The organism is Roseateles sp. T103, assembly GCF_057219915.1.
The window spans coordinates 866,814-881,908 of the sequence record NZ_JBXVVS010000001.1; the positions used below are offsets into that span (position 1 = coordinate 866,814).

At 66.3% G+C, this 15,095-nt stretch carries 12 protein-coding genes; 9 read left to right on the top strand and 3 right to left on the bottom strand.

Annotated elements, in window-relative coordinates; translation table 11 throughout:
- Positions 1-18 precede the first annotated feature (18 nt).
- From gmd to AC2EBS_RS03790, 3 genes are read left to right on the top strand one after another with little or no spacing between them, the layout of a single operon-like run.
- The gene (gmd, locus tag AC2EBS_RS03780; protein ID WP_484727038.1) at positions 19-1,164 is read left to right on the top strand and encodes a GDP-mannose 4,6-dehydratase; all 1,146 of its coding nucleotides are present in this window, start codon (positions 19-21) and stop codon (positions 1,162-1,164) included.
- Complete coding sequence (locus tag AC2EBS_RS03785) at positions 1,161-2,102, top strand: GDP-L-fucose synthase family protein (protein WP_484727039.1); 942 nt, start codon at positions 1,161-1,163, stop codon at positions 2,100-2,102. The genes gmd and AC2EBS_RS03785 overlap by 4 nt, the downstream gene beginning before the upstream one ends.
- Positions 2,103-2,105: 3 nt before the next feature.
- On the top strand, positions 2,106-3,281 hold the full coding sequence (locus AC2EBS_RS03790; protein ID WP_484727040.1) for a DegT/DnrJ/EryC1/StrS family aminotransferase: 1,176 nt from the start codon (positions 2,106-2,108) through the stop codon (positions 3,279-3,281).
- 590 nt (positions 3,282-3,871) lie between these two features.
- On the opposite strand, the gene AC2EBS_RS03795 is transcribed toward AC2EBS_RS03790, so the two are convergent.
- Positions 3,872-4,531: a GntR family transcriptional regulator gene (locus AC2EBS_RS03795; protein ID WP_484727041.1), complete on the bottom strand. Its 660-nt coding sequence runs from the start codon at positions 4,529-4,531 to the stop codon at positions 3,872-3,874.
- Positions 4,532-4,631: 100 nt separating this feature from the next.
- Here AC2EBS_RS03795 and scpA point away from each other — a divergent pair, with 100 nt between their 5' ends.
- The 5 genes from scpA to AC2EBS_RS03820 are packed head-to-tail and all read left to right on the top strand — an operon-like array spanning position 4,632 to position 11,969.
- Positions 4,632-6,815, top strand: a complete 2,184-nt coding sequence (gene scpA, locus AC2EBS_RS03800) for a methylmalonyl-CoA mutase (RefSeq protein ID WP_484727042.1) — start codon at positions 4,632-4,634, stop codon at positions 6,813-6,815.
- Between the two features lie 26 nt (positions 6,816-6,841).
- Positions 6,842-7,870, top strand: coding sequence for a methylmalonyl Co-A mutase-associated GTPase MeaB (meaB, locus tag AC2EBS_RS03805; RefSeq protein WP_484727043.1), 1,029 nt, complete (start codon positions 6,842-6,844; stop codon positions 7,868-7,870).
- On the top strand, positions 7,863-9,395 hold the full coding sequence (locus tag AC2EBS_RS03810; protein WP_484727044.1) for an acyl-CoA carboxylase subunit beta: 1,533 nt from the start codon (positions 7,863-7,865) through the stop codon (positions 9,393-9,395). Before meaB ends, AC2EBS_RS03810 begins: the two co-directional genes overlap by 8 nt.
- A gap of 23 nt (positions 9,396-9,418) precedes the next feature.
- Positions 9,419-11,494: an acetyl-CoA carboxylase biotin carboxylase subunit gene (locus AC2EBS_RS03815; protein WP_484727045.1), complete on the top strand. Its 2,076-nt coding sequence runs from the start codon at positions 9,419-9,421 to the stop codon at positions 11,492-11,494.
- Positions 11,495-11,504: 10 nt separating this feature from the next.
- Positions 11,505-11,969, top strand: a complete 465-nt coding sequence (locus tag AC2EBS_RS03820) for a VOC family protein (protein ID WP_484727046.1) — start codon at positions 11,505-11,507, stop codon at positions 11,967-11,969.
- An 87-nt stretch (positions 11,970-12,056) separates the two neighbouring features.
- Here the strand turns inward: AC2EBS_RS03820 and AC2EBS_RS03825 are convergent, their stop codons facing one another.
- Complete coding sequence (locus AC2EBS_RS03825; protein ID WP_484727047.1) at positions 12,057-13,430, bottom strand: ATP-binding protein; 1,374 nt, start codon at positions 13,428-13,430, stop codon at positions 12,057-12,059.
- A gap of 27 nt (positions 13,431-13,457) precedes the next feature.
- Positions 13,458-14,066 carry a glutathione S-transferase family protein gene (locus AC2EBS_RS03830; protein WP_484727048.1) on the bottom strand — a complete coding sequence of 203 codons (609 nt, stop codon included), beginning with the start codon at positions 14,064-14,066 and terminating at the stop codon, positions 13,458-13,460.
- Positions 14,067-14,197: 131 nt separating this feature from the next.
- Here AC2EBS_RS03830 and AC2EBS_RS03835 point away from each other — a divergent pair, with 131 nt between their 5' ends.
- Complete coding sequence (locus AC2EBS_RS03835; protein WP_484727049.1) at positions 14,198-15,091, top strand: LysR family transcriptional regulator; 894 nt, start codon at positions 14,198-14,200, stop codon at positions 15,089-15,091.
- The last annotated feature ends 4 nt before the right edge of the window (positions 15,092-15,095 follow it).

Genomic DNA, 15,095 nt, shown 5'->3' on the forward strand with positions numbered 1-15,095 from the left:
GCGCAAGGAGCAAGAACGATGAGCGAGAAGGACAACAACAACAAGCGCAAGGTCGCCCTGATCACCGGTGTGACCGGCCAGGACGGCTCCTATCTGGCCGAGTTCCTGCTGGAGAAGGGCTACCAGGTGCACGGCATCAAGCGCCGCGCCTCGTCCTTCAACACCGACCGCATCGACCACATCTTCGAAGACCCGCATGTGCAGTCGCCGCAGTTCCATCTGCACTACGGCGACCTGAGCGACACCAGCAACCTGATCCGCATCGTGCAGGAGGTGCGGCCTGACGAGATCTACAACCTCGGCGCGCAAAGCCATGTGGCGGTGTCCTTCGAGTCGCCCGAGTACACCGCCGACGTCGACGCGATCGGCACGCTGCGCCTGCTGGAGGCGATCCGCATCCTCGGCCTCGAGAAGACGACGCGCTTCTACCAGGCCAGCACCAGCGAGCTCTACGGCCTGGTGCAGGAGGTGCCGCAGCGCGAGACCACGCCCTTCTATCCGCGCAGCCCCTATGCGGTGGCGAAGATGTACGCCTACTGGATCACGGTGAACTACCGCGAGGCCTACGGCATCTACGCCTGCAACGGCATCCTCTTCAACCACGAGAGCCCGCGCCGCGGCGAGACCTTCGTGACGCGCAAGATCACCCGCGGGCTGTGCAATATCGCGCAGGGGCTGGACGCCTGCCTCTACGTCGGCAATATGGATGCGCTGCGCGACTGGGGCCATGCCAAGGACTATGTGCGCATGCAGTGGCTGATGCTGCAGCAGGACCATCCGGAGGACTTCGTCATCGCCACCGGCGTGCAGCACAGCGTGCGCGAGTTCGTGCAGATGAGCGCCGGCGAGCTGGGCCTGACGATCAAGTTCGAAGGCAAGGGCGTCGATGAGATCGGCGTTGTCGAACGCGTCGGTGCGCCGGACAAGACGCCTGCGGTCAAGGTGGGCGACGTGATCCTGCGCGTGGACCCGCGCTACTTCCGTCCCACCGAGGTCGAGACCCTGCTGGGCGACCCGGCCAAGGCCAAGCAGAAGCTGGGCTGGACGCCCGAGATCACGCTGGCGCAGATGACCGCCGAGATGGTCGCGCACGACCTGGACCAGGCGCGCCAGCATGCGCTGCTCAAGCGCCATGGCTACACGCCGACGGTGAGCCACGAATGACGCAACAGACGGCCAAGCCGCGCGTCTTCCTGACCGGCGGTGGCGGCATGGTCGGGCGCAATATCGCCGAACATCCGGCCGCTGCCGCCTGGGAGCTGATCGCGCCGCGCCGCACCGAGCTGGACCTGGAGCGCTTCGACGCGGTGGCGGCCTTTATCCGCGATGTGCGGCCCGATGTGGTGATCCACTCGGCCGGCCTGGTCGGCGGCATCCAGGCCAATATCGCGCGGCCGGTGGACTTCCTGGTGCGCAATGTGGACATGGGCCGCAACGTCATCCTCGCCGCGCATCAGGCTGGCGTGCAGCAGTTCATCAACCTGGCCAGCTCCTGCATGTACCCGCGCAATGGACAGAACCCGCTGCGCGAGGAACAGGTGCTGGCCGGCGAGCTGGAACCCACCAACGAGGGCTACGCGATCGCCAAGATCTACGCGACGCGGCTGTGCCAGTACCTGCGCCGCCAGGAGCCGGCGCTGCAGTACAAGACGCTGATTCCCTGCAATCTCTACGGCCGCTTCGACAAGTTCGACCCGGCGCATTCGCACCTGATTCCCGCGGTGATCCGCAAGGTGCATGAGGCCAAGGCGGCCGGCGCGCCCACGGTGGAGATCTGGGGCGACGGCCTGGCGCGGCGCGAGTTCATGGATGCGGCCGACCTGGCCGACGCGGTGGTCCGCCATGTGGAGCAGGGCGACCCCGCGCCTGAGCTGATGAATATCGGCCTGGGCCACGATTACACGATCAACGAGTACTACGCGGCGGTGGCTCGCGTGGTCGGCTGGCAGGGCGAATTCGTCCACGATCTGAGCAAGCCCGTGGGAATGCGCCAGAAGCTGGTGGACGTGAGCCGGCAGACGGCCTGGGGCTGGGCGCCGAAGATCAGCCTGGAGCAGGGCATCGCGCGCTGCTATCAATACTTTCTCGACAAGGTGGCTTGAGACATGACTTACCAGTTCCCGCTCGCGACTTCGTCCTGGGGCGCCGAGGAGTATGCGGCGATGGCCGGCGTCATCGCCAGCGGCCACTTCACGATGGGCGAGAAGGTCGCGGCCTTCGAGCGCGACTTCGCGCGCTTCACCGGCTCCAAGCACTGCGTGATGGTCAATTCGGGCTCGTCGGCCAATCTGCTGATGATCGCCGCGCTGTGCTACACGAAGAACGACAAGCTGCGCTTGAAGCGCGGCGACGAGGTCATCGTGCCGGCGGTGTCCTGGCCGACCACCTACTACCCGCTGCACCAATACGGCCTGCGGCTGAAGTTCGTCGACATCGACCCTGAGACGCTGAACTACGACCTCGAGGCGCTGGCATCGGCGATCGGTCCGCGCACCCGCGCGATCATGATCGTCAACCTGCTGGGCAACCCCAACGATTTCGACGCGATCCGCAACATGGTCGCCGGCCGCGATATCGTGCTGATGGAGGACAACTGCGAGTCGATGGGCGCGACCTTCGGCGGCAAGCAGACCGGCACCTTCGGCGTGGTCGGCAGCTTCAGCAGCTTCTTCTCGCACCATATCTCGACGATGGAAGGCGGCATGGTCGTCACCGACGACGAGGAGCTCTATCACGTGATGCTCTCGCTGCGCGCCCATGGCTGGACGCGCAACCTGCCCAAGCACAACCATGTCTGCGGCACGAAGAGCGACGATCCTTTCGAGGAGAGCTTCCGCTTCGTGCTGCCGGGCTACAACCTGCGGCCGCTGGAGTTGTCTGGCGCTCTGGGCATCGAGCAGGTCAAGCGCCTGCCCGGGCTGATCAAGGAGCGCCGCGCCAATGGCCAGGCGCTGCAGGCCGCCTTTGCCGATCACCCGCGGCTGATGATCCAGCGCGAGCTGGGCGAGAGCAGCTGGTTCGGCTTCGCGCTGACCATCAAGCCCGGCGTGGGACGCGATCGCAAGGCTCTGGTGGCGGCGCTCAGCGAGGCGGGTTTCGAGTGCCGTCCGGTAGTGGCCGGCAACTTTGCCAAGAACACCGTGGTGCAGTACTTCGATCACGAGATCCACGGTTCGCTGCGCAATGCCGAGTATCTGGACAAGAACAGCCTGTTCGTGGGGAATCATCACTATCCGATTCCGGAGGCGGTGGCGGCGTTGAGCAGCGTTTGGCGGAGTTGATTGCCGGGGCATGCCATGTGTGAGGCTTGGCGGCGGCTCGGCCCGCTGCCGGGCTCCTGCTGCACGGGTCGGCCCGGCGGGCCGACTGCCCTCGGTGCTCGCTACGCGGGCCGGGGGCGCAGAACTCGCTACGCTCACCTGCGGTTCGCTGCGCTCGGACAACCGCGCCCAGTCAGGTGTTGAAGCGCGCTGCGCGCGCCCGGCCCACTACGCTGCGCTCTCGGCCGTGCAGAAGTCGCCCGGCAGCGGGCCGAGCCGCCGCCTGGCAGCATGGTGGCGCGCCACGAGTTCGTGCCAGTACTCGTTCGTCCGGCACTGCGGCCCGGGCAGCGGCAGGGTGAATGTGAGGCGCTGAGCAGCGCAACTGCGCCGGGTGCGCGCGAAGCGCGCTTCAAGCACTGACTCGGCGCCACTGTCTGACCAGAGCGAGCGTTAGCGAGCGGCGGGAGTTTGGCGCCGACCCGGCGCGGCGAGCAGCGCAAGGGAGTCGGCCCGCAGGGGCGACCGCCGAACCTGAACCCGCCCGCTGCCCGGGCCGCAGTGCTGCACCAAACCGCTGCAGTAGAGCGGCTGCAGTCAGTCCGCCGCAGTCAGGGCGCCGTCGTCGCCGCCGCCAGCCCGTTGTCGAAATGCTCGCGCATCAACTGCGCGGCCTTCGCGCCGTCGCGCCTGAGCATGGCCTGCATCAGCGCGCGGTGCTCGGCCAGCGAATCCGCCAGGCGGCCTTGCTTGAACAGCGAGTGGTGGCGGTTGAGTTTCATCACACGGCGCAAGTCAGTGACGATCTGTTGGCGCCAGCGGTTGCCTTCGATCTCCAGCAAGCGCATATGGAAACGCTCGTTGGTGGCGAAGAAGGCATCGCGCTGCTCGACCTGACGTTCCAGGTCTGCGTGCAGGGTGTTGAGCTCGGCCAGCGCTGCCTCGCTGGCCGACCGTGCCACATTGGCGGCGGCGTCGCTTTCCAGTAGCGCCAGCAACTGGTAGGCCTCGCGCACGTCCTGCTCGCTCATCTCGGTGACATAGGCACCGCGGCGCACCTTCATTGTCACCAGGCCTTCGACGGCCAGCACCTTCAGCGCCTCGCGCAGCGGCGTGCGGCTGATGCCCATCTCATGGCACAGCTTGAGCTCGTCGATCCAGGCGCCGGGCTCCAGCTGACGGCCGAAGATGCGCTGGCGCAGCTGTTCCGCCACTTCCTGGTAAAGGGCGCGTGGGGCGAGCGGCGCGGCGGTTGAGGCGGTGGCGTTCATCGACGGAGCAGGGCTGTTTCGACCCTTATTGTAGTCGGCTTGCATTCATAATTATGAATGACAAATGGGCTAGAATGCCGCGATCTCAGGAGTTCCTCCCATGTCGCAGACGCCGAACAAGCCCAATCCCAGCAACGAATTCGCCCAGGCCACGCTGGAGCAATGGCACAAGGCCGCCGCCAAGTCCGCCCCCGGCGGCGATGTGTCGGCGCTGAACTGGGTGACCCCCGAAGGCCTGACGGTCAAGCCGCTGTACACGGCCGAGGACACGGCGAATCTGCCCTACGCGAACACGCTGCCCGGCTTCGAGCCCTTCCTGCGCGGCCCGCAGGCCACGATGTATGCGGTACGTCCTTGGACCATCCGCCAGTACGCGGGCTTCTCGACCGCCGAGGAAAGCAATGCCTTCTATCGCAAGGCGCTGGCCGCCGGCGGGCAGGGTGTCTCGGTGGCTTTCGACCTGGCCACGCACCGCGGCTACGACAGTGACCATCCGCGCGTGACCGGTGACGTCGGCAAGGCGGGCGTGGCGATCGATTCGGTGGAGGACATGAAGATCCTCTTCGACGGCATCCCGCTGGACAAGGTCTCGGTCTCGATGACGATGAACGGCGCCGTGCTGCCGGTGCTGGCCGGCTATGTGGTCGCTGCCGAAGAGCAGGGCGTCAGCCAGGACAAATTGAGCGGCACCATCCAGAACGACATCCTCAAGGAGTTCATGGTCCGTAACACCTACATCTACCCGCCCGAGCCGTCGATGAAGATCATCGGCGACATCATCGAGTACACGAGCAAGAACATGCCCAAGTTCAACTCGATCTCGATCTCGGGCTATCACATGCAGGAAGCGGGCGCCAACCAGGCGCTGGAGCTGGCCTTCACGCTGGCCGATGGCAAGGAATATGTGAAGACCGCCATCGCCAAGGGCATGGACGTCGACGACTTCGCCGGCCGCCTGAGCTTCTTCTGGGCGGTGGGCATGAACTTCTATCTGGAGATCGCCAAGATGCGCGCTGCGCGTCTGCTGTGGTGCCGGATCATGAAGGGCTTCAATGCCAAGAACCCCAAGAGCCTGATGCTGCGCACGCACAGCCAGACCTCGGGCTGGAGCCTGACCGAGCAGGACCCCTACAACAACGTGGTGCGCACGACCATCGAGGCGATGGCCGCGGTGTTCGGCGGCACGCAGAGCCTGCACACCAACTCGCTGGACGAAGCGATCGCGCTGCCCACCGAGTTCAGCGCCCGCATCGCGCGCAACACCCAGCTGATCATCCAGGAAGAGACGCACATCACCAAGGTCATCGACCCCTGGGCCGGCAGCTACCTGATGGAGTCGCTGACCCAGGACATGGCGGACAAGGCCTGGGCCATCATCGAGGAAGTCGATGCGATGGGCGGCATGACCAAGGCGGTGGACAGCGGCTGGGCCAAGCTGAAGATCGAGGCCAGCGCTGCCGAGAAGCAGGCGCGCATCGATTCGGGCAAGGACGTGATTGTCGGCGTCAACAAGTACAAGCTGGCCAAGGAAGATGCGATCGACATCCTCGACGTCGACAACGTCAAGGTGCGCGACAGCCAGATCGCACGACTCAAGGACATCAAGGCCAAGCGCGACAATGCCGCGGTGCAGGCCGCGCTGGACGCGCTGACCGCAGCAGCGCAGAGCGGCCAGGGCAATCTGCTCGACCTCAGCATCAAGGCCGTGCGCCTGCGCGCCACGGTGGGCGAAGTTTCCGACGCGCTGGAAAAGGTCTATGGCCGCCATCGCGCCGATACGCAAAAGGTGACCGGTGTGTATGCCGCTGCTTACGATTCCGCCGAGGGCTGGGCCAAGCTGCAGGACGAGATCAAGGCCTTTGCCGACGAACAGGGCCGCCGCCCGCGCGTGATGATCGCCAAGCTGGGCCAGGACGGGCACGACCGCGGCGCCAAGGTGGTGGCCACGGCTTACGCCGACCTGGGCTTCGACGTGGACATGGGCCCGCTGTTCCAGACCCCCGAGGAATGCGCCCGCCAGGCGATCGAGAACGATGTGCACGCGGTGGGCATCTCCACGCTGGCCGCCGGTCACAAAACCCTGGTGCCGGCCATCATTGCCGAGCTGAAGAAGCAAGGCGCCGACGACATCATCGTCTTCGTCGGCGGCGTGATCCCGCAGCAGGACTACGAGTTCCTCTATGAGGCCGGCGTCAAGGGCATCTACGGCCCGGGTACGCCGATTCCGGCCAGCGCCAAGGACGTGCTGGAACAGATCCGCAAGGCGGTCGGCGCGGCGTCCTGAATCAGCTCCGACAGCGGTAGCCCGTCATGACCTCACCGAGTTGGCCCGAGCTCGTGCAGTCCATCCTGTCCGGCCCGGGCCCGCGCCAGCGCCGCGCGATGGCCAAGGCGATCACGCTGCTGGAAAGCAGCCGGCCCGATCACCGCGCGCAGGGCGATGCGCTGCTGACCGAGTTGCTGCCCAGAAGCGGCCGCTCGCTGCGCCTGGGCATCTCCGGCGTGCCGGGCGTGGGCAAGAGCACCTTCATCGAGGCGCTGGGCCTGTTCCTGATCGCGCAGGGCCACCGCGTCGCGGTGCTGGCCGTCGATCCCTCGTCCAGCGTGTCCGGCGGCTCCATCCTGGGCGACAAGACTCGCATGGAGCATCTGTCGATGGACGAGCGTGCCTACATCCGCCCCAGCCCGAGCAGCGGCACGCTCGGCGGCGTGGCCGAGAAGACGCGCGAGGCCATGCTGGTCTGCGAGGCCGCGGGCTACGACATCGTCATCGTCGAGACCGTTGGCGTCGGCCAGAGCGAGACCGCGGTGGCCGGCATGACGGACATGTACGTGCTGCTGCAGCTGCCCAATGCCGGCGACGACCTGCAGGCGATCAAGAAGGGCGTGATGGAGCTCGCCGATCTGGTGGTGATCAACAAGGCCGACCTCGACGCTGCCGCGGCCACGCGCGCGCAGGCGCAGATCGCCTCCAGCCTGCGCCTCTACGGCCTGCACGGCCACCCGGACCATGCGCACCACGACACGTCCATCTGGCACCCGCAGGTGATGCAGCTCTCGGCACTGAAGTCCGAAGGGCTGGACCGCTTCTGGGCGCAGGTGGCGAAGTTCAAGGACACGCAGCAGGCCAATGGCCGCTTCGAATCCAAGCGCCAGCAGCAATCGCTGGCGTGGATGTGGGAGCGCATCCAGGCCGGGCTGAAACATGAGTTCCAGGAAGCGAGCGCGGTGCGCGCCGTCCTGCCCGAGACCACCGAGCGCGTGCTGCAAGGCCGGCTCGCGCCCTCGACCGCAGCCCGCGAGCTGCTGACCCGATTCTTTGGAGACCACCATGCATGACATTCAGAAGATGCTCGAAGAAAAGCGCGCATTGGCGCGCCTGGGCGGCGGCGAGAAACGCATCGCCGCCCAGCACGCCAAGGGCAAGCTGACCGCGCGCGAGCGCCTGGAGCTGCTCTTCGACGAAGGCACGTTCGAGGAATGGGACATGTTCGTCGAGCACCGCTGCGTGGACTTCGGCATGGCCGACAACAAGATCCCCGGCGACGGCGTGGTCACCGGCTACGGCATGATCAACGGCCGCCTGGCCTTTGCCTTCAGCCAGGACTTCACCGTCTTCGGCGGTGCGCTCTCCGAGACGCATGCCGAGAAGATCTGCAAGGTGATGGACCAGGCGATGAAGGTCGGCGCGCCGGTGATCGGCCTGAACGACTCGGGCGGTGCCCGCATCCAGGAAGGCGTGGCCTCGCTCGGCGGCTATGCCGACGTGTTCCAGAAAAACGTGATGGCCTCGGGCGTGATCCCGCAGATCAGCATGATCATGGGTCCCTGCGCTGGCGGCGCGGTGTACTCGCCGTCGATGACCGACTTCATCTTCATGGTGAAGGACTCGTCCTATATGTTCGTCACCGGCCCCGAGGTGGTGAAGACGGTCACGCACGAGGAAGTCACGGCCGAGGAGCTGGGCGGCGCGGTGACGCACACCAGCAAGAGCGGCGTGGCCGACCTGGCCTTCGACAACGACGTCGAAGCCATCCTGATGCTGCGCCGCTTCTTCAACTACCTGCCGCTGAACAACCGCGAGAAGCCGCCGGTGCGTCCCAGCGGCGACCCCGGCAGCCGCCTGGACTACTCGCTGGACACGCTGGTGCCCGAGAACCCGAACAAGCCCTACGACATCAAGGAACTGATCCTGAAGGTCGTCGACGACGGCGACTTCTTCGAGCTGCAGCCCGACTACGCGGCCAATATCGTCATCGGCATGGCGCGCATGGAAGGCCAGACGGTGGGCATCGTCGCCAACAACCCGCTGGTGCTGGCCGGCTGCCTGGACATCAAGAGCTCCATCAAGGCAGCGCGTTTCGTGCGCTTCTGCGATGCCTTCAACATCCCGGTGATCACCTTCGTCGACGTGCCCGGCTTCATGCCCGGCACCAGCCAGGAGTACGGCGGCATCATCAAGCACGGCGCCAAGCTGCTTTACGCCTATGCCGAGTGCACGGTGCCCAAGGTCACGGTGATCACGCGCAAGGCCTATGGCGGCGCCTATGACGTGATGGCCTCCAAGCATCTGCGTGGCGACGTCAACTTCGCCTGGCCCAATGCCGAGATCGCGGTGATGGGTGCCAAGGGCGCGGTGGAGATCATCTTCCGCGAGGACAAGGGCGACCCCGAGAAGCTTAGCAAGCGCGAGGCCGAGTACAAGGCCCGCTTCGCCAACCCCTTTGTCGCCGGCGCGCGCGGCTTCATCGACGACGTGATCCAGCCGCACGAGACGCGCAAGCGCATCTGCCGCTCGTTGACCATGTTGAAAGACAAGAAGCTGGAAAACCCGTGGCGCAAGCACGGCAATATTCCTCTGTGATCGGGACCCAAGGAGATAGCAACATGTTCAAGAAGATCCTGATCGCGAACCGGGGTGAAATCGCCTGCCGCGTCATCAAGACCGCCAAGAAGCTCGGCATCAAGACGGTGGCCGTCTATTCCGAGGCCGACAAGGAAGCCCGCCACGTCGAGCTGGCCGACGAGGCCGTGCTGCTGGGACCGGCACCCAGCCGCGAGTCCTATCTGGTGGCCGACAAGATCATCGCCGCGTGCAAGGCGACCGGCGCCGAGGCCCTGCATCCGGGCTACGGCTTCCTGTCCGAGAACGAGGACTTCGCCCGCCGCTGCGAGGAAGAAGGCATCGTCTTCATCGGCCCCAAGCACTACAGCATCGCGGCGATGGGCGACAAGATCGCCTCGAAGAAGCTCGCCAACGAAGCCAAGGTCAGCACCATCCCTGGTCACAACGAGCCCATCCTCTCGCCCGAGGAAGCTGTCGAGATCGCCAAGAAGATCGGCTACCCGGTGATGATCAAGGCCAGCGCCGGCGGCGGCGGCAAGGGCCTGCGCGTGGCCTTCAACGACAAGGAATGCTTCGACGGCTTCAGCTCCTGCCGTAACGAGGCGCGCAACAGCTTCGGCGACGACCGCGTCTTCATGGAGAAGTTTGTCGAGCAGCCGCGCCACATCGAGATCCAGGTGCTGGGCGACAGCCACGGCAATGTGGTCTACCTGCATGAGCGCGAGTGCTCGATCCAGCGCCGCCACCAGAAGGTGATCGAGGAAGCCCCTAGCCCCTTCATCAGCGACGCCACCCGCAAGGCCATGGGCGAGCAGGCCGTGGCGCTGGCCAAGGCGGTGAAGTACCAGAGCGCTGGCACGGTGGAGTTCGTCGTCGGCAAGAACCAGGACTTCTATTTCCTGGAGATGAACACCCGTCTGCAGGTGGAGCACCCGGTCACCGAGTGCATCACCGGCCTGGACCTGGTGGAGCAGATGATCCGCGTGGCCGCCGGCGAGAAGCTCGCGTTCAAGCAGCAGGACATCCGACGTGAAGGTTGGGCCATCGAGTGCCGCATCAATGCGGAAGACCCGTTCCGCAACTTCCTGCCCTCGACCGGCCGCCTGGTGAAGTACCAGCCGCCCGAGGCGAACCTGGAGCAGGGCAGCGAGACGCTGGTCGGCGCCAGCTACGCGGCGGGCAGCTTCGGCGGCGTGCGGGTGGACACTGGCGTCTACGAGGGCGGCGAGATCCCGATGTTCTACGACTCGATGATCGCCAAGCTCATCGTGCACGGCAAGGATCGCAACGACGCGATCGCGAAGATGCGCGAGGCGCTCAACGGCTTCGTGATCCGCGGCATCAGCTCCAACATTCCCTTCCAGGCCGCGCTGCTGGCGCACCCGGACTTCGTCACCGGCAACTTCAACACCGGCTTCATCGCGCAGCACTATGGCGGCGGCTTCCGTGCCGAGGACGTGCCGCACGAGGATCCGGCCTTCCTGGTCGCGCTGGCCGCCTTCATCCGCCGCAAGACGCGCGAGCGCGCCGCCGGCATCAGCGGCCAGCTGCCCGGGCACGAGATGCGCATCGACAGCGACTATGTCGCCATCGTCAACGAAGGCCAGGGCAAGACGCGCCGCCACAAGGTGCATGTGGCCGAGTACGCCGGCCATAAAGGTGAAGCGCGTGTCTGGGTGGACGAGCAGAGCTACGACATCTGCTGCGCCTCGCGCCTGAACGACATCCGCCTGACCGGCACGGTCAACGGCAAGCCCTTCACCGCCCAGGCCGAGCGCGGCACGCTGAAGAAACCGCTGGCCTACCGCGTCAGCCACAACGGCACGGCGATCGAGGTCACGGTGCTGTCGCCACGCGCTGCCGAGCTGGCCGCGCTGATGCCCTACAAGGCGCCGCCCGATACCAGCAAGTCGCTGCTCTCGCCGATGCCGGGTCTGCTGGTCGCGATCGCCGCACAGCCGGGCCAGATCGTCCAGGCCGGCGAGCGCCTGGCGGTGATTGAGGCGATGAAGATGGAGAACATCCTCGTCGCCACGCAGGACGTCAAGGTGGCTGAGGTGCTGGCCAAGGTGGGCGAGAGCCTTGCGGTCGATCAGCCCATCATGAAGTTCGAGTGAGGGTCAGGTCATGACAGCCAAGCCCTACAAGATCCTCGGCATCCAGCAGATCGCCATCGGCGGCCCGGACAAGGCCGCATTGCGCAAGCTGTGGGTGGATGTGCTGGGCCTCACGGTGACCGGCAACTTCGTCTCCGAGCGCGAGAACGTCGACGAAGACATCTGCGCCATCGGCAGCGGCCCGCACAAGGTCGAGGTCGACCTGATGCAGCCGCTGGACCCGGAGAAGAAGCCGGCCGTGCACGCCACGCCGCTCAACCACGTCGGCCTGTGGGTGGACGACCTGCCCAAGGCGGTGGAGTGGATGAGCGCCAACGGCGTGCGCTTCGCTCCCGGCGGCATCCGCAAGGGTGCGGCCGGCTACGACATCTGCTTCATCCACCCGAAGAGCAACGACGAGTTCCCCATCGGCGGCGAAGGCGTGCTGATCGAGCTGGTGCAGGCGCCGCCGGAGGTGGTGGCAGCGCTCGGCTGAGCCCGCCAGTCGCCGCGCTCGCGAGGCTCCCAGTGTGCCGCGGTGGGCATCAGCAGTCAGCTGGAGCCTGCGGCGAGCTGTGCATGCTCAGCCCTGGAGCAGACGGTCGACCTGGGTCATCAGCTCTGACTTGCGAAAAGGCTTGCTGAGTGTCGAGCAGCCGCTTCGAGCAAGGAAGGCAGCCGACACCGACGACAAGGCGTCGCCGGTCATGAACAGGATGCGCCGCGCGAGCGCTGGCTGCTGGCTGCTGAGCCGAGCCCACAGCGCCGCCCCATCCATCCCTGGCATGTGCAGATCGCTGACCACGGCGTCGATGGCGTCTGCTGCCAGGATCGCCAGCGCCTCTTGCCCTGTCCGCGCCGTGCTGACTTCGTAGCCGGCGCTCTCGAGCATCTCGCCCACCATCTGCGCGAGTGCCACCTCGTCATCCACGACCAGAATTCGCCCTGAGCGTGCCGAGGCTGTCCCAGCTGGCGCAGCCGCGGCTGTCGCCGCGTCCTGACGTCCTTCCATCTGACCGACCGGCAACTCCAGCACGAAGCTCGCCCCGCAGCCGACGGTCTGGCTCGCCAGCCGGAGCTCGCCCCCATGCTCGCGAGCGATGGCTCGCGATGACGACAGTCCCAGCCCCGTGCCGCGGCCGTTCGTCTTGGTCGTGAAGTAAGGTTCGAAGACACGCTCGCGCAGTTCCGCTGGCACGCCGGGTCCGGTGTCGGTTACCTTCAAGCACACGCGCTCGGTCTTGTGCGGACCTTCTTCCCTGCTGGTGCAGACGCGGATCTTTCGTTCGCCATCGGTCCGGCTCTCCAGCGCCTGTTGCGCATTGACCAGCAGATTCAGCAACACCTGTCCCAGCTGATCGCCGTCGGCTTGAATCTCCGGCAGGTGCTCGTCGAGCTCCAGTTCGATGGTCACCCCGTGGCTGCACAAGGAGTACGCAAGCAGTTCGGTGCTCGCGTTCACCAGCGTGTTCAGCTGCACGGCACGTCGGTCGGCAGGCTTCTTGCGTGCCAGATCGAGGAAGGTGCGCACGATACGGCCGCAACGCTCCGCAGCCTCGCGCACCTGTCGCGCCTCGGTCTGCAGCGTCTCGGTCTGCAAGGTCGCACAACCGCGCACGCGCTCTTCCAGCAGCGTGGCGCGGCCGATCACGATGGCCAGAGGGTTGTTGAGCTCGTGGGCTACGCCGGCGAGCAGGCCGCCCATGGCGCTGAGTTTCTGGGCCTGGTGAAGAGCGTCGCGATGCGCTCGCGGCACCAGCGCCTCGGACGCACAGTGGCCGAGAACCTGAGAAGCCGTGCAGTCGAACAGCGACTCCGCCGCCCGGTTCATGCTCGTAATCCGCCCCTGCTCGTCGGTCGTGATGAGCAGGGTGTGCCCACCGCCTGGCAGCGGCGCTGCGCGGGTGAACGGCGCTGCTCCTGTTCGGCAGTTCGGCTCAGTTCGACTCGAGTCCATGTTCAGCCAGGCGGCAGAGCGACGAGCTCAGATGCCTTCCATGCCAACGAAGCCCGGCAGCGCGCGGACGCGGTCGCACCATGCGATGACGGCGGGATAGTCCTGCAGCGAGAAGTTGCCTTCATGGCAAAGCGCTGTGTAGGGAAAGCAGGCGATGTCGGCAATGCTTGGATGAGCGCCAGGCAGCAGCCAGGGCTGGGTGGCCAGCGTCGCCTGCATCAGGCCGAAGGCCCGCCGTGTGACGGCAGCGGCCCATTCGACGTTGATCGGGCGCTTGAAGCGTGCGCCGACGCGCAGCGCTGCCGGCCCATTGGCCAGCTCGTTGGCTGCCAGCGAGAGCCAGGCGACAAGCCGTGCCTGACCGAGCGGGTCCTCGGGCATCCATTTGCCTTGCCCGTAGCGGCGCGCGAGGTAGAACAGGATCGCCTGCGAGTCCCGCAAGGCTTCGTCGCCGTCGCGAAGGGCTGGCACCTGCCCCAGCTCGCTCACGGCCAGGTACTCCGGCCGTTGGCCTTCGCCAGCGAACAGGTCGACCCGGTGCGCGGTGAAGGGCAGATTCAGCAGCGAGAGAAAGAGCCTGACCTTGTAGGAGTTGCCCGACAGTTCGTGCTCGTACAGATGGAGGGGGCTGTTCATTGGACGCGTCCTCGGCGCGGTAGCTCGGTGCGAGGAAATTTACCAAGCAGGCGTCAGCGGTGGGGCTCCGTAAATGCGCAGGTGCACAATCTGATATTGCATTGGTGCAATAAAGAACGAGGTGCCACGACATGGACTGGAACGATCTGCGCCTGTTGGCCACGCTCATGGCCGAGGGCAACCTGAAAGCCACTGCACGGGCTCTTGAACTCGACTACTCGACGGTCTGGCGCCATGTGCAGCGGCTCGAAGCGGCGCTCGGCGGGCGCCTGTTCGTGCGCATGCGCGGCCGCGTGCAGCCGACGGCACTGGGGCGCCAGCTGGGCGAGCGGGCTCGCGAGATTGAGCGCCTGCTCGTCGCCGCGCAGGCGATGGGCGCCGAAAGCGCGGAGCTGGCGGGAGAGCTTCGCGTCGGCACCGCAGACATGCTGCTCGGCCCGCTGGTGCTGCCCACGCTGCGCCGATTGCGCCAGGACGCACCCAGTCTGCGGCTGTCGCTCGCAGTTGCACCCGATCTGCGCAGCGTGGCGCGGCTCGAGATCGATGCCGCGATCCGTCTGGGCGCCCCGGCCAGCGACGATGTCGTCGATCTGCCGCTGGGACAACTCGGCTACGGCGCCTATGCGACCCCGGAGCTGGCCAGCCAGTGCCGCGGCCAGAAGATCGCGCAGTGGCCGATGCTGATGCTGCATGAGCGCTGGCACCGTTTCACGACCATGCAGTGGCTGTTTCGCCAGGTCGCCGTGCCGCGCGGCGTGGGTGAGTTCGACACGATGATGTCCATGGTCGAGGCAGCAGAGGCAGGACTGGGCGTCGGCCTGCTGCCGCACGCTGTCGCGGTGCGCTCGGGACGACTGTCGGAGCTGCCCCTGGAATCGCCCATTGAATCGTCACGCCTGGCCCTGGTCTATCACCCCGGCATGCGCAAGGATGCGCGCATCCGCGCGCTGGCCTCGGCCGTGAGCGCCGAGGCCAAGGAGCGTCGGCACCTGTTGCTCGGCGGCAGCAGCGCGCCGCGGCGCTAGACGG